Here is a 17,597-nt window from a genome sequence, read left to right as displayed (position 1 = left end):
ACCTTAAAATTGTCGTTATAGCTATAATGGACTGGATGAACTTAGAGAATTTATAATGATTTAGTTTTTGGCATATGATTCTTTAATCAATATGGTAAAATAAACATAAATGCGTTAACTTAAAAAGACTGGTGATAAACTTCAATGAATAAAAATACGATTTATGCTGTAGTGGATATTGAAACGACGGGAACAAATCTTAAAAGTGGCGATCGAATGATCCAATTTGGTTGCGTTTTAGTTCAAAAAAATCAAATAATAAATTCTTTCTCGTTTGATATTAATCCTGGTATGGCAATTCCGAAAGTTATTACAGAATTAACAGGGATTACAAACCGTCAAATCAGAAAGGCTGCCTATTTTGAAGACGTCGCTGCAACGATTTACGCGATTCTCCAAGATACAGTTTTTGTTGCGCATAATATTAACTTTGATTTACCATTTATCAATAGTGAGTTAGAAAGAGTTGGCTATCCTGCATTATCAATCAAGGGTGTCGATACTGTACAGCTTAGTCAAATCTTATTGCCAACAGCACCCAGTTTTAAATTAAAAGATCTGAGTCGATATTTGAATCTAACTCACGAAAATCCGCATCATGCCGATAGTGATGCCCATGTGACAGCAGAGTTATTTATCTTCTTATTAACTCGACTAGAAACGATTCCAAGAGAAACTTTATTTGAAATAAATCGTTTGAGTTCATTTTTATTAAGAAATACAAATGAACTATTTTATGATGCCTACAGTGATAAAAACAGAAGACAGGAAAGACTACCAGATCATCTATACATTGTTGGTGGGCTTGTCCTCCAGCGTAGGAAACAAGATACATTTAATTTAACGAATTATGCTTATCCTGAAGCAGAAGTAGATAAGAAAAAAATATTTGAAAAACAATTGAGTTGGCGACCTGAACAAGCAAAGATGATGGACCTCATTTCTGAACACTTGAAAAGTAGCAATCGAACTTTAATTATTGAGGCCCCTACAGGAATTGGTAAAACATTAGGTTATTTAATTCCAGCAGCTTATCACGCTCAAAATCGTAAACAAATCGTGATTAGTAGTGCGACAACGATACTTCAAACCCAGTTGATGAATCAGGCATTACCGTTACTTAACCAATTATTGCCTTTTCAAACATCTGCAGTAAATTTGAAGGGTAGTAACCATTATATAAATTTAGCAGCATTTAAAAAAGAATTAACACAAAAAGAAACCTCTGGACAGATAGCTTTAATGAAAATACGTATCTTAGTATGGCTGACAATGACTAAAACTGGTGAACTTGATGAATTAAAACTTTCAAGTTATCAAAATCCCATTTTTAATCAAATTGAACATCAAGGGGTTGGGAGTTTAGTATTAACTGATCAATTTTTTGAAGTTGACTTTATTAATACGTTATATAAACAAGTTGAATCGTCAGAAATTATTTTTACAAATCATGCTTTTTTAATGAAGCATCCTGGTTTATTTAACTCAGATCGTACAAAACTTGCGCCTGAATTAATTGTAGATGAAGCACAGCATCTTGCTGATGTTGCTCTACAGTCAAATAAAGGACGCATTCGATTCTGGAAAATTATTAATATGTGTGATTCATTATTGACTAGCATACAAAGTTCACAAAAATTTTCTTTTAATGACTTAATGGCAATTAATTTCTTAACAGCTAGTGAAAACAATCAATTATTAACAGAAATTAGGAAATTACGGGAATCAGTTGAGTTACTCATCAGACAATTTTCAAGAGAGTATGGTCGACAAATTAGTAGGAATTCAGCAGCAAAAAATGAAACGATCGGAAAAGTAATTATTTTAAAATCAACTGAGCTAATTAGATTGATTAATCGAAATAAAATTATGCTTGAATCTGTTTTAAAAGTGATAACTGTTTTAAAAAGAGATGATGCCATTTTACGAGATCGTTATATCGCTGCAAAAAGCCAACAAAATATTGGTCAAGACGAGCAACAGCTTTTGAATCGTGTTCATAACTTTTTTAAGCAATTATTTGCAGAAACTGAGGGCTGGACTATATTTGAACAAAATCAAGACAAGCTAAATGAAAAGGTGCTTTGGTTAAGTTTTCCGATTAACGGACAAACAGACAAAATGCAATTTGAATTTAGTTTATCAGATGCAACTCATTTTCTTTCTGAAGTAATTTATCGGCACTTTAATCACCTGACGTTTACTGGGGCGACTTTGCTACTACCAGGTAATCCTGATTACATTATTGATCAGCTAGATATACAAGATGATAATTACAAAATCGAAAAATTAGGGAGTCCTTTTGATTATAGTAACCAAGCTAAATTGTATGTAGCAAGTGATGCTTTTGATGTTCGATCATCAAAAGAGCTTTATGAATCTTACTTGGCTGATTCAGTTTATGAGATTATAAAATCACAGCGTAAACAAACGTTAATTTTATTTAATTCGCTTGATACGATAGCAAATGTTTATGGGTTATTAACAAAAAGAGGGTTACACCTTGATCGTGAACTTTTAGTTCAGGGTGTTACAGGACGGCCTGGAAAATTAAAAAAACGATTTTTATTAGGTAAAGACGCTGTTTTAATGGGTACTGGTAGTTTCTGGGAAGGCGTTGACTTACCAAACGATAGATTAGAACTTTTAATTGTGACGCGGTTACCATTTGAGTCTCCAGAGTCGTTAAATGTAAAGGCAAAAGAAAAAGAGTTTGAAGGTCAAGGTAGGGATGTATTCAGTGAGTATTCACTACCAAGAGCAACAATGAAGCTTAAACAAGGGTTCGGACGCTTAATTCGGACGTCAACCGATAAAGGAGCAATGATTGTATTAGACAATCGATTGATAAATCAAAGTTATGGTAAAAAGATGATTGAAGTATTGCCGGATGAATTACAACTCATAAATGAACCATTGGCAGACATTATTATTGATTTAAAGACGTTTTTATCTAATTCTGATAGTTAATCTGAATTAGATAATGTCTGTTATAATATGACCATATAAAACTAAGACAGGAGAAAAATTGATCATGCGAAGATCCCCCAAAAAATCAAAAAACATCGTTTTTCTTTCGATACTTGGTACGATATTAGTTATTGTGGTAAGTGCTTTTATTTTATATAATCGCGCAAAATTACCGATGGCTACAGCTGAAAAAGAAGCTGTCACAATTGCTAAAAAATACGCAAACCTAGATAAAGAAACAGAATTTTATAGATATAATAGGGATGCAACTTATTTTACAGTTGCAGGAACAACAAAAGCTAATAAGAAAATTTATGTGATTGTTGCTCAAAAAGGTGGGAAAGTTAAAGTCTTATCACAATCAAATGGTAAAACAAAAAATGACATTTTATCTTATATCTGGAATGAAAAAAAACCTAGTAAAATATTGAACGTTGGACTTGGTATATACAATGGTGTGCCTGCATGGGAAGTGAGTTATTTGAATAAGAAAAAAGACCTTTGTTATGAAACTCTGCAGTTCTCAAATGGTAAAGTTTTAAAATCCGTTGAAAATATATAATTGTCTTATGGACTAATATATCCGACTAATGATATTATAAAAGGAATGAAATCGATCTAGCAACTAGGACCGTAATGAGGAGGAAGTTTATTGAAAACAATTAGTATAATTGATGCTAAAAACCATGTAGACGAAGAAGTAAAAATCGGTGTTTGGCTTACTAATAAAAGATCAAGTGGTAAGATTGCATTTTTACAATTACGAGATGGAAGTGCTTTTTTCCAAGGTGTCGTGATAAAAAGTAATGTCAGTGAAGAAACTTTTGAAATGGCAAAAGAGTTACATCAGGAATCTAGCCTTTACGTTATTGGTGAGATTCATGAAGATAAACGCTCACCATTTGGCTATGAAATTGAAGTTAAATCACTTGAATTAGTTGGTGATAGTCAAGATTATCCGATCACACCTAAAGATCATGGAACAGAATTTTTGATGGATCATCGTCATTTATGGTTACGTTCAACGAAACCATATGCAGTTATGCAAATTAGAAATGAAATTATTCGCGCAACGTATGAATTTTTCAATAAAGAAGGTTTTATAAAGATTGATGCGCCTATCTTAACTGGTAGTGCACCAGAAGGTACAACTGAACTTTTCCATACTAAATATTTTGACAAAGATGCTTATTTGTCACAATCAGGTCAATTGTATGAAGAAGCTGGGGCAATGGCCTTTGGTAAAGTATTCTCATTTGGACCAACTTTTAGAGCTGAAAAATCTAAGACAAGACGTCATTTAATTGAGTTCTGGATGATTGAACCTGAAATGGCATTTATGCACCAAGAACAAAGTCTTGAAGTTCAAGAGCAATATATTGCGTTCTTAGTACAAAATGTTTTAGATAACTGTGACTATGCTTTAGATATTCTCGAAAGAGATAAAGAAGTCTTAAAAAGTTATACAAAAACACCATTCCCTAAAATTTCTTATGATGAAGCCGTTGAATTATTACAAAATTCTGGTGAATTTCCTGATACTAAATGGGGTGATGATTTTGGATCTCCTGAAGAAACTTATTTGGCAGAACATTTCAGTATGCCAGTATTCGTTTTAAACTATCCTAAAGCAATTAAACCATTTTACATGAAACCACATCCAACAAGAGAAGACGTCGTTATTTGTGCTGATTTATTAGCTCCTGAAGGTTACGGCGAAATTATTGGTGGTTCAGAACGTGAAACGGATGTAGATAACTTAATAGCACAAATTAAAAAAGCTGGATTGAACGAAAAAGATTACGAATGGTATTTAGATTTAAGAAGATATGGTAGTGTTCCTCATTCAGGATTTGGTCTTGGATTAGAACGCGCAACAACTTGGATTACAGGTGAAGAACATATACGTGAGGCTATTCCATTCCCACGTCTATTAAACCGTATTTACCCATAAAAAAGTAGAGAAAAGAACCTTTAAACGAAATTGTTTAAGGTTCTTTTCTTAATTAAGGAGGCATTTTCGTTATGGATGCATTTATGAGTCAATTTTTAGAAGCAGGGGAAACTCATGTGTCTAATTTAGTTTTACGGAATTATCGAAAAATCGGATTATCAAGTGATGAATTAATTTTCTTAATTCATCTATTAAGCTTTAATCAAGCGGGCAATAAATTTCCAGATACAAATCAAGTTGCCAGTCAAATGGGCGTGACAGCTCAAGAGACCTATACGTTACTGCAGAAATTAATTGAAAAAAAAGTTATATCCATTAAAACAATTGATGATTCAAATGGATATAGCACCGATCAATTTGATTTTAGTGTGTTATACGAAAAATTAAATAATTTAAGTCAGAGGACACAAGAAAAAGTTGAAGTTGTTAATAGTAATAATTCTCGAAAAGAGGTTTATGAAAAAATTGAAGTTGAATTTGGAAGACCTTTATCACCAATGGAATTAGAAAGTATTAGCATGTGGATTGATCAAGACCACTACTTACCAGAACTAATTTTGATGGCGTTGAAAGAAGCTGTTCTAAATCAGGCATATAGTTTAAAATATATGGATAGAATTTTACTAAATTGGGAAAAGAAGCATATAAAAACAAGTCAAGACATAAAAAAAGATAAAGAAAAAAGACAACAACAGAACTTTTCAAATAATGTGAAAAATAATGACAATACAAAGGAATCTAATGATAAACCGGAAATACCCCTATATCATTGGTCAAATTAATGAAATAAATAAAAAACCTGGCGATATTCAGAATTTTAACTGAATATCGCCAGGTTTTTTATTTAACGAGTAGCAGACGAAACGGCTTTACTGCTGTCTGCTTTAGATGAAGCACTTGAACTAGCAGCAGAACTAGAACTACTAGATGATGAACTGCTAGATGAGCTAGAACTTTCTGAAGAACTAGAACTACTTGAACTAGAAGAACTACTTGAACTAGAAGAACTGCTTGAACTAGAATCTTCTGAAGAACTAGAGCTATTTGATATCTTAGGGATTGAATATGAACTGCTATCTGATGTCATTGTTGTTGCGGTAGACGAATCCGTTAATGATAATTCACCGTTTTTAAGATAAACATCAGAAGGTTTCGTCCAATCTGTATTTGAAACAGATTGTGAGACATACTGCATCAAGTTTTTATAAATACCTGCAGCTAGATGTTGAGAGCTAACGTCTAGGTAATTATTTGCGACTAATGGTGAATCATAACCTGTCCAAACCGCAATTGAGTAATTTGTAGTATAACCGGAGAATAATGAATCCATAACTGCGCTAGATGGAAATTTAGAAGCGACGTTTGATGGATAATCGGTCGTACCAGTTTTACCTGCTTGGTAAAGACCCGGTATTTGTGCCGCTGTACCTGTACCATTAGAACTATTAATAACGCCTTTTAACATATCCGTAATCATATATGCAGTTGATGTTTTCATTGCTCTAGTACCTGAGCTAGAATAATTTTCAACTGTGCCATCTTTCTTTTCAATTTCTGAAATATAAGTCCCTTTATGATAAGTTCCACCATTTGCAAATGCCGCATAGGCTTCTGCATTTTGAGTAGTTGACATATTAGCACCAATACCAGAAGAATAGGTCTCAACTTGATCCTTAGAGACACCAAGTTTTTTGACGAATCCTTGGGCTTTTGATAAACCAACCGCTTCAAGTGTCCGAATAGCAGGGATATTACGTGATTGAATTAAAGCATTTCTCATTGTCATTGTTCCAAGATAGCTATTATCAAAATCATTTAATTGTTTTGTAGTAGCATCAGGGTAGTAATATTTTGTATCGCTAACTTTTTGATTAGTTGGGTAGTCAAGATATTCAATAGCAGGACCGTAATCCATAATGGGTTTCATAGTTGAACCATTGCTTCGGCTAGTTGCGACAGCTCGATTATACCCGAAAGTAACGTTAGTTTGTTTACGGCCACCAATCATAGCTGAAATAGCACCAGTTTTTGAATCAACCATGGTAACAGCTAATTGCATTTTACTATCAGGATAGACCACATAGTTATTTGTATTAGCTATATCATAAAGTCGTTTCTGAGCATCCAAATCTAAGTTTGTACGAATTTTAAGACTACTATTATAAGGATCAAAACCCTTATCTTTAACAGACTGAATAACTTCTTTTAAATAAGAATCAGAAATTTTTGCATTATAAGTATCTTTTTCAGCAGAATGTGATGTTCTTAGGCCTGAAGTAATTGGTGTCGCTTTAGCTGTACTTGCTTCGTTTGCTGAAATTTTGTTATTTGCTAACATTGCATCAATAACTTCATTACGTCGTTCTTTTGCATATTCTGGATGTGCGTAAGGATTGTAAGAAGATGGGGCATTAGGAATACCAGCAATTAACGCAATTTGTTCTATATTTAATTTATTCAATTTTTTACCGAAATAGTAATTTGCAGCAGTTTGCATCCCGTAAATACCATTTCCCATAAAGACTTTGTTAGCATAGAACGTTAAAATCTGAGATTTACTGTATTTACGCTCTACTTGTAATGCTAGCCATGCTTCTTGCGCTTTTCGTTTTATTGTTTGATCAGATGCTTTTGTCGAAAAGACAGATAATTTAATAAGTTGTTGTGTTAAAGTACTACCACCTTGAAGACCAGCTGATCCACCAGTGATATTTGACAAGGCTGCACCTACAATTCGCACAGGATCGACGCCATTATGTTTATAGAAGCGTTTATCTTCGATTGAAACAATAGCATCTTTTAATAGTTGCGGCATGTCAGATGATTCAGCGTAGACTCTTGAAGTTCCTAAAGTAGTGATAATTTCATCATTTTTTGCATAAATAACACTTGCAGGGGTACTTTCAAGACTACTTGATGTTATTTTTGGTGAATCTTTGGCGTAATAGAAAAATAAACTGATACTAGCAATTACGCCAATAACGAATAGAGCAAGTAAGCTCAAAAAAATACGTTTAAAAAGTTTACCTTTACTGTTTTTACCTTTGTTGCCTTTTTTGTTAGTGCTTATTTCTTGTTCGCGTCGCGCAACACGAGTAGTACCTTTATTATCAGCTGTTGCCATAAATAAAATTCTCCTTTAATTATATAAAGCCTTAATTATAGATGCTCTATCATTTTATCAACGTATTTTAAATAGGGAATGACCGGATTTAAAGTATATTGTATCTCGAATCCTTCAGTTTGGACTGTTTTCAATGGAATTGATTTACGACCATTAACACTCTGCTTATCCCAGTAAGTAAATAGTGTTTTTGATGGTAGTAAGTAGACCTTACCTAAGGTTGTGAACTTCATTATAACAAAACTAATGCCTCTTTGTAACACACATGCTTTCATATGGTTAATTTGGTGCTCATGAAAATTACTTAATGGAAATGAAGTTTTATTTTTAGTTTCTTTAGCTTCAAAATCTAAATAGTGGCCATCGTATATGCCATTGTAGTCAGTTGTTGACGCAGTTTGAAAGTAAGCTTCTTTGATAACAGCTGCACTTCGTTTAGGATAATCAACTTTTACAATTTGAATAGGCGTTGGTTTTTTGTGAATGACAGCCATATTATTAGCAAGGTAAAATGCGTTGCTTACGTTGATATCATCCTCTAATGACATCCCACGTTTACCAAACAACAGCATATTTGACTTTTTTGGCGTATTTAAAGGTGATTGTTCATAAAGTTTTCCATTAGGATAATTAATACTCACAGTTATTTCACGCTCCAATCTAAAATATTATAACAATAAGTGATATAATTTAATAGCTTTAAAGGATTTGGTAACATATTCTTAATATAAGAAAGGAATATTTAATCAATTATGAAGCGTTTATGGGTGACTGGTTATAGAACATATGAATTAGGTATTTTTAATGAAAATGATCTTAAAATAAAAATTATTAAAAGTGCAATTAAAAAAAATATTATTAATGAAATAGAAAATGGATTAAAGTGGGTTATAACTGGCCCTCAGCTTGGTGTTGAGCAATGGACAGCACAAATTTGCTTAGATATACAAAATGAATATCCTGATTTTAAAGTATCAGTTATGCTACCGTTCAAAGAGTTTGGTAATAATTGGAAAGATGATAAAAAATTAGTTTTAAATCAAATATTAAATGACGTAGATTTTTCTGACTATGTGAGTAAGGATACCTATCAATCGCCACAACAATTAAAAAATTATCAAACCTTCATGATAGAACACACAGATGGCGCGCTATTACTTTATGATTCAGAAAATGAAGGCAAAACAAAATTTGATTTATTAAAGATAAAGCAAACTAAAGAAGCAAAAGACTATGCATTGCGTATGATAGATTTTATGGAATTAGAAGATATTGCAAACGAAATGGAAGAGGAAAAAAATAATCATTTGAATTATTAAATAATTCTGCTATAATAAACAGGTATTAACATTATTTATGAGAAATTAGTGATGAGGTGTACGAATATGACGGATGTTAATTTTGTACCTAAAGATATCTTACAAAAACATTTTGAAACAAAAATGCGTGGATATGATTCTAAAGAAGTTGACGAATTTCTTGACGATGTTATTAAAGATTATGAAACCTTTGATAAGAAAGTCAAAAAACTTCAAGAAGAAAATGATCGTTTAATTGCTCAAGTTGATGAACTTACGAAACAGGTTACTGTTGGTAAAAGTTCACAGACAATCCAAACAACATCTACAACTTCAAATATGGATATTCTTAAACGATTATCTAATTTGGAACGTCGTGTGTTTGGTGCACAGTTAGATGAGAATGAAAATTCTAGAAATCAATTTTAAATTAATTGAATGATGTAATATATATTCAGTGTAAATTTCGGGTAATTGCGGTCTATTAAGTTAGGCTGAGGAAAGTCCATGCTTGCACAAGCTGAGATGCTTGTAGTGTTCGTGCTTGGTGAAAAAATAAGCCAAGGTACCTTCGGGTAACGGCGGATAAAATGACTAAGGCTTCGGCTATGTCAAAGTAATCTGTAAAGTGCCACAGAGACGATACAATATTGGAAACAATATTGCTGGAACGCGGTAAACCCCACGAGTAGGCAACCCAAACTTTGGTAGGGGCGCTTCATGACGGAAATGAACAAATCATGGGGGCAGATAATATCTGGAGATAGATGATTACCACTGATTTCATCGCCTGAGATGGATGACGTACAAAACATGGCTTATAGAAATTTACATGATTTCAGGATGAACTAGGATGAAGAATTTTCTTTTATCCTAGTTTTTTTATTAAAAAAATTAAATTATAGTGAAGGTGCAAAATGGAAACTTTTAAATTATTGGCAACCGCAGCTAGCGGTATTGAGTCAATTGTTGGAAACGAACTTAAACATATGGGTTATGATGTTCAAGTAGAAAATAGTCGTGTCCGCTTCGAAGGAACAATGGAAGATGTTATTAATACAAACCTGTGGTTGAGAACCGCAGATCGTGTTAAAATCATTGTCGGCGAGTTTACGGCTACAACTTTTGACGATTTATTTGAACAAACAAAAGCAATTTCTTGGGATAAGTTTTTACCATTAGATGCAGAATTTCCGGTTCAAGGAAAATCTCAAAAATCAACACTATATAGTGTTCCAGATGCCCAAGCAATCGTGAAAAAGGCAATTGTTGATCAATTAAGTGATGTCTATCACCGTACAACACGTTTACCAGAGACGGGCTCAAAGTATCCGTTGGAAGTTGCTATTAATAAAGATAACGTCTTATTAACACTTGATACAACGGGTAGCAGTTTATTTAAACGTGGTTATCGTGTTGAAAAGGGTTATGCACCTTTAAAAGAAAATATGGCAGCTGCATTAGTTATGTTAACTAATTGGTATCCAGAAAAACCTTTTGTTGATCCAGTTTGTGGTTCAGGAACAATCCCAATTGAAGCTGCATTAATGGGACATAATATTGCACCTGGTATCGGTCGTTATTTTGTATTTGAAGATTGGGATTTTGTTGAAAAAGGACTATTTGATCGTTTAAGAGAAAAAGCAAAAGGTGAAGCAAATCTTGATGTAGTATTAGATATAGCAGGTTATGATATTGATGCTGGCATGATTGAAATTGCTAAAAAGAATGCTGCTGAAGCTGGTGTCTTGGATAGTATTGAATTTAAGCAACTTGCTGCAAAAGACTTTACAACAGAAAAAGAAAATGGTGTTTTAGTTGCTAACCCACCATATGGTGAACGATTGAGCGATACTGAATCTGTACGTGTTTTATACAAACAGATGGGTGTTGTTTATAAACAAATGCCTACTTGGAGCAAATATATCTTAACGAGTGATTTAACTTTTGAAGAATATTATGGCTCAAGAGCATCTAAAAAACGTAAGTTATATAATGGATCATTGAGAACGGATTATTTCCAATACTGGGGTAAACGTAAACCAAGAGCATAATAAATAATAAGTCTAAATGCTATCTAATCAACGATTAGGTAGCATTTTTTATTTAAGATAAAAAAAATAAGTGTTATCTCTTTACTTATTAATAGTAAGTGATATACTAAGTTTATTCAAATAGAGAAGGGGAAATTAATTATGAAAACTCAATTATTAGATCTTATGGAACAACGTCGTACAATTTACGCTTTAGGGGATAAAGTAAGTCAAACGCCTGATGAAATTACAGGTGTTATCGAAGATGCTATAAAAAAATCACCAACATCATTCAATAATCAAACAATTAGAGCAGCAATTTTATTTGGTAAAAATTCAGATATGGTTTGGGATATCGTTGAAAAACGTCTTAAATCTGAAGTTCCTAATGCTGAAGCATACAAGAAAACTCAAGAAAAGATTGCAACATTCCGTGCTGGATTTGGAACAATATTATACTTTATAGATACTGATGTTATTGCTCAAAATGAAAAAGATTTTGCTTTGTATGCTGATAACTTCAGAGTTTGGGCAGAACAAGGTTTGGGCGGCGCTCAACAAAGTGTTTGGACAGTATTAGCTGAAAATGGTATTGGCGCAAGTTTACAACATTATAATCCACTTATTGATACTGAAATTAAAAATGCGTTTAATATCCCTGGAAACTGGGAATTACGTGCACAAATGCCATTTGGTTCAATTGAAGCAGCAGCAGGAGATAAAGATTTCATGTCAGATGATGACAGATTCTTAGTTATTAAATAATAGTTCAAAAAGATGAAACTTAAGGTTTCATCTTTTTTTATGGAAAAATATAGAATATCTGATCAATTATGTTAAGCTTTAAATATAGAAGAATAATTTTATTGTGTTAGAGGAGATCATAAGCATGAAAAAATATCAAAAAACATATTTTTATCAACCCGAGCTAGCTAAAACGGTTATTTTATGGTCATGGACGTTCTGCTTATTTTTAGGTAGTTTATTATTATGGTTAGAGATAACAACATTACAAATTTGGACAATTGTTTTATTTATACTTTTTCTTATTGTATCAATTGTTCAAATCTTGAATCGTAAATTAATAGTTGACGACAAAAATATTAAGTTAACTAAAGTTATTCGAAAGCATAATGAAATAATTGAAATTTCCGCAATAAAACAAGTTAAATTAAGAAGATTTGGACTATCTTTTTATTTAGCCAATAGTAAAAAGTCAGTTGTTTTGAATTCTAGAAGCAAGTTACAATTATATACGGACCTTAAAAAGGAAAATAAATGATGCCAATAGGTGTCATTTATTTTTTTATAAAAAAGAAATATTAAAAAGAGAAACAGCCTAAATATCCATTAAAATACGAACTATTTTTATTTATTTTTTAATTTCGTCCTTTTTTTGCTTTGACACAACGCCGAGTTGTTGATAGAATAGGTTTATTAAATTTGGAGGTAATCGAATGGCAAAGATAGCAATTGTAATGGGATCGATTTCCGACTGGACCACAATGAAATTTACGGCTAATTTATTAGATGAACTTGATATTGAGTATGATAAAAAAGTTATTTCGGCACATCGAATGCCAATAGAAATGATTAAATTTGCAGAAAGTGCAGATAAAAATGGGTATGAAGTTATCATTGCTGGTGCGGGTGGTGCCGCACATTTACCAGGAATGATTGCAGCTTCAACCGTCATCCCTGTAGTAGGTGTTCCGGTGCAGTCCCATGCGCTAAATGGAATAGACTCCTTACTGTCAATTGTTCAGATGCCTGCGGGAACTCCCGTAGCAACTATGGCCATTGGTAAAGCAGGTGCAACAAATGCCGGTATCCTTGCCGCAAAAATTTGTGCTTTAAGTGATTCAACTATAAAAGATAATTTAAAATCGTATCAATTATCACTCCATCAAAAATCTTTGGAAAGTAGTGATTTACTTGATTAAAAGGATATTACCGGGACAAACGATTGGTATTATTGGTGGTGGTCAGCTAGGACAAATGATGACAACGTCTGCAAAAGAAATGGGTTATCATGTGATTATATTAGATCCGCAAAAAGATTGCCCAGCTGCTCAGGTTGCAGACGAACAAGTGATTGCAGATTATGATGATGAGATTGCTATTTTAAATCTTGCAAAAATATGTGATGTACTAACGTTTGAGTTTGAAAATGTAGATGCTGATACGATTGATGCAGCAAAGCAATATTGCTATGTTCCACAAGGGTCAACTGCACTGCGTATTTCACAAGATAGAATTAGTGAGAAACAATTTTTGGAAGCTCATAATTATCCAATCGCACCATTTAAGCTAATACAAAGTTTTGATGATTTAGAAAATGTCATTAAAATAACTGGGTACCCATCAATTTTAAAAACAATTCGTGGCGGATATGATGGTAAAGGACAAGTTATTTTAAAAACAAGTGCTGATTTGATTGAAGCGGAAAAATTGATTCAAAATAGAACATGCGTGTTAGAAGGCTTTGTTCAGTTTGATCGTGAAGTGTCCGTCATCATTGCTAGAAATGAATTAGGCCAACAAAGTATTTTTCCGATTATTGAAAATCAGCATCGTCATAATATTTTACATGAGAGTTCTTGTCCGAGTCGTTTATCGATTGAGACAAGAAAAGAAGTTGAAATTATTGCAAGTCAAATTGCTGATGATTGTTTGTCTGTTGGAACAATGGGGATTGAATTTTTTGTTTCAGATTCAGGTGGCGTTTATGTTAATGAAATTGCACCTAGACCACATAATTCCGGACATTTAACAATTGAGGCCTGTTCCTTATCACAATTTGAAGCACATATTAGAGGAATTTGTAATTTACCAATGTTAAAACCACAGTTGTTAAGTCATGCTATTATGATTAATATTTTGGGACAACATGTCCAGCCAGTATTAAATGAAATTCAAAACGAAGGTCAGTGGCGTTTCCATTTTTATGGTAAAAATGAAGCAAAACAAGATCGTAAGATGGGTCATGTAACGATATTAACTGATAATATTGAGCAAGCTAAGATTGATGTATATCAAACGAAAATTTGGGATTAAGAGAGGAAGATAGAAATGATTGATCGTTATACAAATGATGAGATGGGTGCCATATGGTCAGATGAAAATAAATATAAAGCTTGGTTAGAAGTTGAAACATTAGCTAGTGAGGCTTGGGTTGAATTAGGTCATGTTCCAGCAGAAGATGCTGAAAAAATTCGTAAAAATGCTAGTTTTGATATTGATCGTATTTTAGAAATTGAACAAGAAACAAAGCATGATGTTGTTGCCTTTACAAGAGCTGTCTCAGAATCTCTAGGGGAAGAACGTAAATGGGTTCATTATGGGTTAACTTCTACAGATGTAGTTGACACAGCTTACGGGTCTATTTTAAAACAAGCAAATGAAATTTTACGTAAAGATATTGAAGAATTTATGGCTGTTTTAGCTGATAAAGCTGTTGAATATAAAGATACTGTTATGATGGGTAGAACACACGGTGTGCATGCTGAACCAACGACTTTTGGATTGAAAATTGCATTGTGGTATTCTGAAATGAAACGGCATCAAATTCGATTTAATGACGCAGCATTAGATGTTGAAGCTGGAAAAATTAGTGGTGCAGTAGGAACATTTGCCAATATCCCAATGTTTGTGGAAACTTATGTTTGTGAGCATCTTGGAATTAGACCTCAAGAAATATCGACACAAGTCTTACCACGTGATATACATGCTAATTATGTTTCTGAGATGGCGCTTCTTGCAACATCTATTGAAAAAATGGCAACAGAAATTCGCGGATTACAAAAAAGTGAAACACGAGAAGTTGAAGAATATTTTGCTAAAGGCCAAAAAGGTTCATCAGCTATGCCGCATAAACGTAATCCAATTGGTTCAGAAAACATTACAGGGTTGGCGCGTGTTATTCGTGGACATATGGTCACTGCCTTCGAAGATGTTACATTATGGCATGAACGAGATATTTCACATAGTTCTGCAGAACGTATTATATTACCTGATACGACTATTTTATTAGATTACATGTTACGTCGCTTTACAAAAATAGTTAAAGAATTAACAGTATTTCCGGAAAATATGAAAAAAAATATGGATCGTACTTTTGGTCTTATTTACAGCCAAAGAGTTTTACTTAAATTAATTGATAGTGGCATGTCTAGAGAGGCTGCATATGATTTAATTCAACCTAAGACGGCGATCTCTTGGGATCAGCAAATTCAGTTCCGTCCATTATTAGAAGCAGACGAACAAATAATGTCTGCATTAACTCAAGCAGACTTAGATGATGCTTTTGATTATCATTATCATATTAGAAATGTTGATGCTATTTTCGAACGAATCGGTCTCATTTAAATAAATATGTAAACCATAAAGTTATTTTAATAGCTTTATGGTTTTTTATTTACCATAATACGAACTTTTGTTTTAAATAATATAAAAATAATCGTATTTTACCTTGATATATCATATGGTAATTGTTAAACTATATTTGTAAAGAACGAACTATTTAGTTATAAAATCTATTTTTATATGTTTTTTATTCTTAAGGGGGCTATTCACTTGGATCAATTGATTTATGAAGGAAAGGCTAAAGATGTTTATCAAACAAATGATGAAGAAGTATTAAGAATGGTATACAAAAACCAAGCTACCGCACTTAATGGCAAACGAAAAGAAGAAATATTAGGTAAGGGATTATTAAATCATCAAATATCTGATATTATTTTTTCTTATTTGATGGCAAATGGTATTAAAACACATTTCATTGAAAATGTTTCTAAAACCGAACAATTAGTTAAGAGAGTTGAAATGATTCCAATTGAAGTTGTTTTACGAAATACTATTGCAGGTAGTTTTGCTCGTAAATTTGATCAAGTTGAAGGAACTAAATTAACAGTCCCAGTTATTGAATACTATTATAAAAATGATGCTCTAGACGATCCTGGAATAAATGAGTCACAAATTTTTGCGTTAAATTTTGCGACTAAAATCGAAATGGATGAAATAAAGAAACAAGTACTACAGATTAATCAACTACTGTACAAATTATTTAAAGACATCAATATTGATTTAATTGATTTCAAACTTGAATTTGGTCGGTATCATGGGGAGCTTATTTTAGCAGATGAATTTTCACCCGATAATGCACGTTTATGGGATTCAAAGACACATAAATCATTAGATAAAGATATTTTTAGAAAAAAACAAGGTAGTATTATTCCAGTATATCAAGATGTTTTAAACCGACTAAAAAATCGAAATGAGGCCATATAATGTATAGTGTAAAAGTTTACGTTACATATAAAGAATCAGTTTTAGATCCGCAAGGTCAAGCTGTTAATGAAGCGATAAACCGATTAGGATTCTCAGGTGTTAGTGACGTTCGAGTTGGTAAATATTTTGTGTTAAAGGTTGAAGCAACTGAATTAGAGATAGACCAAAAAATTGATGCGATTTGTGATAAATTATTAGCTAATCCAAATATGGAGCAATATCGTTACGAACTTGAAAAAGTGGAGGCTTAATCATGAAATTTGCAGTTGTTGTATTTCCTGGTTCAAATTGTGATTATGATTTACTTCACGCTATTCGGGATGGGTTACATGAACAAGCTGAGTTTGTGTCATATACAGAAAAATCTCTTGATGGCTTTGATGGTGTATTACTTCCGGGTGGATTTTCATACGGCGATTACTTAAGAAGTGGGGCAATTGCCAGTTTATCGCCTATTATGAATGAAGTGAGACGTTTTGCGGATGAAGGTAAACTAGTATTTGGAACCTGTAATGGATTTCAAATGTTAACGGAAATGCAATTACTTCCAGGTGCATTAATCCAAAATAAAAATATTAAATTTATTTGTAAGCCAGTTACTTTGGAAATTATTAATAATCAAACGCGTTTTACAACTGATTACAAAACGCAAACGACGATTGAATTACCAATTGCTCATGGCGAGGGTAATTATTACTGTGATGACGAAACATTAGCTACTCTTAAGAAAAATAATCAAATCATTTTTAGATATCAAGATAACCCAAATGGAAGTATCGATAATATTGCCGGAATTATTAACAAACGTGGAAATGTACTTGGTATGATGCCGCATCCAGAACGTGCTATTGAAGTATTACTCGGTTCAACGGATGGCCTAAATTTATTTAAATCGATGTTAACGACATACACAGAGGGAGTGGGTTAAT

The 17,597-nt window shown here is 32.8% G+C and carries 17 protein-coding genes and 1 other RNA gene; 16 read left to right on the top strand and 2 right to left on the bottom strand.

The genetic code is table 11. The features are described 5' to 3' along the window. Positions 1 to 144: 144 nt before the first annotated feature. From ACE83Q_RS02570 to ACE83Q_RS02555, 4 genes are all read left to right on the top strand, one after another. On the top strand, positions 145 to 2,970 hold the full coding sequence (locus ACE83Q_RS02570) for a helicase C-terminal domain-containing protein (RefSeq protein ID WP_409022575.1): 2,826 nt from the start codon (positions 145 to 147) through the stop codon (positions 2,968 to 2,970). A 64-nt stretch (positions 2,971 to 3,034) separates the two neighbouring features. Then, positions 3,035 to 3,532 (top strand): DUF5590 domain-containing protein, encoded by a 498-nt coding sequence (locus tag ACE83Q_RS02565; protein ID WP_409022574.1) that lies wholly within the window; start codon positions 3,035 to 3,037, stop codon positions 3,530 to 3,532. 90 nt (positions 3,533 to 3,622) lie between these two features. Continuing rightward, positions 3,623 to 4,924: an asparagine--tRNA ligase gene (asnS, locus tag ACE83Q_RS02560; RefSeq protein WP_409022573.1), complete on the top strand. Its 1,302-nt coding sequence runs from the start codon at positions 3,623 to 3,625 to the stop codon at positions 4,922 to 4,924. Between the two features lie 71 nt (positions 4,925 to 4,995). Further along, a complete protein-coding gene (locus tag ACE83Q_RS02555; protein WP_409022572.1) occupies positions 4,996 to 5,706 on the top strand; it encodes a DnaD domain protein in 711 nt (236 codons plus the stop codon). 62 nt (positions 5,707 to 5,768) lie between these two features. Here ACE83Q_RS02555 and ACE83Q_RS02550 read toward each other — a convergent pair whose 3' ends face one another. Next, complete coding sequence (locus tag ACE83Q_RS02550) at positions 5,769 to 8,048, bottom strand: transglycosylase domain-containing protein (RefSeq protein WP_409022571.1); 2,280 nt, start codon at positions 8,046 to 8,048, stop codon at positions 5,769 to 5,771. A 35-nt stretch (positions 8,049 to 8,083) separates the two neighbouring features. Further along, positions 8,084 to 8,689, bottom strand: coding sequence for a Holliday junction resolvase RecU (gene recU / locus ACE83Q_RS02545; RefSeq protein WP_409022570.1), 606 nt, complete (start codon positions 8,687 to 8,689; stop codon positions 8,084 to 8,086). A 111-nt stretch (positions 8,690 to 8,800) separates the two neighbouring features. On the opposite strand from recU, the gene ACE83Q_RS02540 reads away from it, so the two are divergent. The 12 genes from ACE83Q_RS02540 (at position 8,801) to purQ (ending at position 17,596) form a co-directional block, all read left to right on the top strand. Further along, a complete protein-coding gene (locus tag ACE83Q_RS02540) occupies positions 8,801 to 9,367 on the top strand; it encodes a DUF1273 domain-containing protein (protein WP_409022569.1) in 567 nt (188 codons plus the stop codon). 66 nt (positions 9,368 to 9,433) lie between these two features. Then, complete coding sequence (gene gpsB / locus ACE83Q_RS02535; protein ID WP_409022568.1) at positions 9,434 to 9,775, top strand: cell division regulator GpsB; 342 nt, start codon at positions 9,434 to 9,436, stop codon at positions 9,773 to 9,775. Positions 9,776 to 9,808: 33 nt separating this feature from the next. Then, an RNA gene (gene rnpB / locus ACE83Q_RS02530) (RNase P RNA component class B) lies at positions 9,809 to 10,172 on the top strand. A gap of 91 nt (positions 10,173 to 10,263) precedes the next feature. After that, complete coding sequence (locus tag ACE83Q_RS02525; RefSeq protein WP_409022567.1) at positions 10,264 to 11,400, top strand: class I SAM-dependent RNA methyltransferase; 1,137 nt, start codon at positions 10,264 to 10,266, stop codon at positions 11,398 to 11,400. Between the two features lie 141 nt (positions 11,401 to 11,541). Continuing rightward, positions 11,542 to 12,144: a nitroreductase family protein gene (locus ACE83Q_RS02520; protein ID WP_409022566.1), complete on the top strand. Its 603-nt coding sequence runs from the start codon at positions 11,542 to 11,544 to the stop codon at positions 12,142 to 12,144. 124 nt (positions 12,145 to 12,268) lie between these two features. Continuing rightward, a complete protein-coding gene (locus tag ACE83Q_RS02515; protein ID WP_409022565.1) occupies positions 12,269 to 12,661 on the top strand; it encodes an EbsA family protein in 393 nt (130 codons plus the stop codon). A 175-nt stretch (positions 12,662 to 12,836) separates the two neighbouring features. After that, complete coding sequence (purE, locus tag ACE83Q_RS02510; protein ID WP_409022564.1) at positions 12,837 to 13,322, top strand: 5-(carboxyamino)imidazole ribonucleotide mutase; 486 nt, start codon at positions 12,837 to 12,839, stop codon at positions 13,320 to 13,322. Then, a complete protein-coding gene (gene purK / locus ACE83Q_RS02505; protein ID WP_409022563.1) occupies positions 13,306 to 14,436 on the top strand; it encodes a 5-(carboxyamino)imidazole ribonucleotide synthase in 1,131 nt (376 codons plus the stop codon). The genes purE and purK overlap by 17 nt, the downstream gene beginning before the upstream one ends. A 15-nt stretch (positions 14,437 to 14,451) precedes the next feature. Beyond that, a complete protein-coding gene (purB, locus tag ACE83Q_RS02500) occupies positions 14,452 to 15,747 on the top strand; it encodes an adenylosuccinate lyase (RefSeq protein WP_409022562.1) in 1,296 nt (431 codons plus the stop codon). Between the two features lie 201 nt (positions 15,748 to 15,948). After that, positions 15,949 to 16,668: a phosphoribosylaminoimidazolesuccinocarboxamide synthase gene (gene purC / locus ACE83Q_RS02495; RefSeq protein ID WP_409022795.1), complete on the top strand. Its 720-nt coding sequence runs from the start codon at positions 15,949 to 15,951 to the stop codon at positions 16,666 to 16,668. Continuing rightward, positions 16,668 to 16,919 carry a phosphoribosylformylglycinamidine synthase subunit PurS gene (gene purS / locus ACE83Q_RS02490; RefSeq protein WP_409022561.1) on the top strand — a complete coding sequence of 84 codons (252 nt, stop codon included), beginning with the start codon at positions 16,668 to 16,670 and terminating at the stop codon, positions 16,917 to 16,919. The genes purC and purS overlap by 1 nt, the downstream gene beginning before the upstream one ends. 2 nt (positions 16,920 to 16,921) lie before the next feature. Continuing rightward, positions 16,922 to 17,596, top strand: a complete 675-nt coding sequence (purQ, locus tag ACE83Q_RS02485) for a phosphoribosylformylglycinamidine synthase subunit PurQ (RefSeq protein ID WP_409022560.1) — start codon at positions 16,922 to 16,924, stop codon at positions 17,594 to 17,596. Position 17,597 lies beyond the last annotated feature (1 nt).

Origin of the sequence: Dellaglioa kimchii (assembly GCF_046115505.1) — a bacterium.
GTDB classification, from domain to species: domain Bacteria; phylum Bacillota; class Bacilli; order Lactobacillales; family Lactobacillaceae; genus Dellaglioa; species Dellaglioa kimchii.
This window is presented reverse-complemented; position numbering and strand designations above follow the sequence as displayed.

Coding starts and splice junctions, on each gene's coding strand:
- purS (WP_409022561.1), top strand. CDS start 16,668: ATGTATAGTGTAAAAGTTTACGTTACATATAAAGAATCAGTTTTAGAT.
- ACE83Q_RS02555 (WP_409022572.1), top strand. CDS start 4,996: ATGGATGCATTTATGAGTCAATTTTTAGAAGCAGGGGAAACTCATGTG.
- purQ (WP_409022560.1), top strand. CDS start 16,922: ATGAAATTTGCAGTTGTTGTATTTCCTGGTTCAAATTGTGATTATGAT.
- purB (WP_409022562.1), top strand. CDS start 14,452: ATGATTGATCGTTATACAAATGATGAGATGGGTGCCATATGGTCAGAT.
- ACE83Q_RS02525 (WP_409022567.1), top strand. CDS start 10,264: ATGGAAACTTTTAAATTATTGGCAACCGCAGCTAGCGGTATTGAGTCA.
- ACE83Q_RS02550 (WP_409022571.1), bottom strand. CDS start 8,048: ATGGCAACAGCTGATAATAAAGGTACTACTCGTGTTGCGCGACGCGAA.
- ACE83Q_RS02520 (WP_409022566.1), top strand. CDS start 11,542: ATGAAAACTCAATTATTAGATCTTATGGAACAACGTCGTACAATTTAC.
- ACE83Q_RS02570 (WP_409022575.1), top strand. CDS start 145: ATGAATAAAAATACGATTTATGCTGTAGTGGATATTGAAACGACGGGA.
- ACE83Q_RS02565 (WP_409022574.1), top strand. CDS start 3,035: ATGCGAAGATCCCCCAAAAAATCAAAAAACATCGTTTTTCTTTCGATA.
- purE (WP_409022564.1), top strand. CDS start 12,837: ATGGCAAAGATAGCAATTGTAATGGGATCGATTTCCGACTGGACCACA.
- ACE83Q_RS02540 (WP_409022569.1), top strand. CDS start 8,801: ATGAAGCGTTTATGGGTGACTGGTTATAGAACATATGAATTAGGTATT.
- ACE83Q_RS02515 (WP_409022565.1), top strand. CDS start 12,269: ATGAAAAAATATCAAAAAACATATTTTTATCAACCCGAGCTAGCTAAA.
- gpsB (WP_409022568.1), top strand. CDS start 9,434: ATGACGGATGTTAATTTTGTACCTAAAGATATCTTACAAAAACATTTT.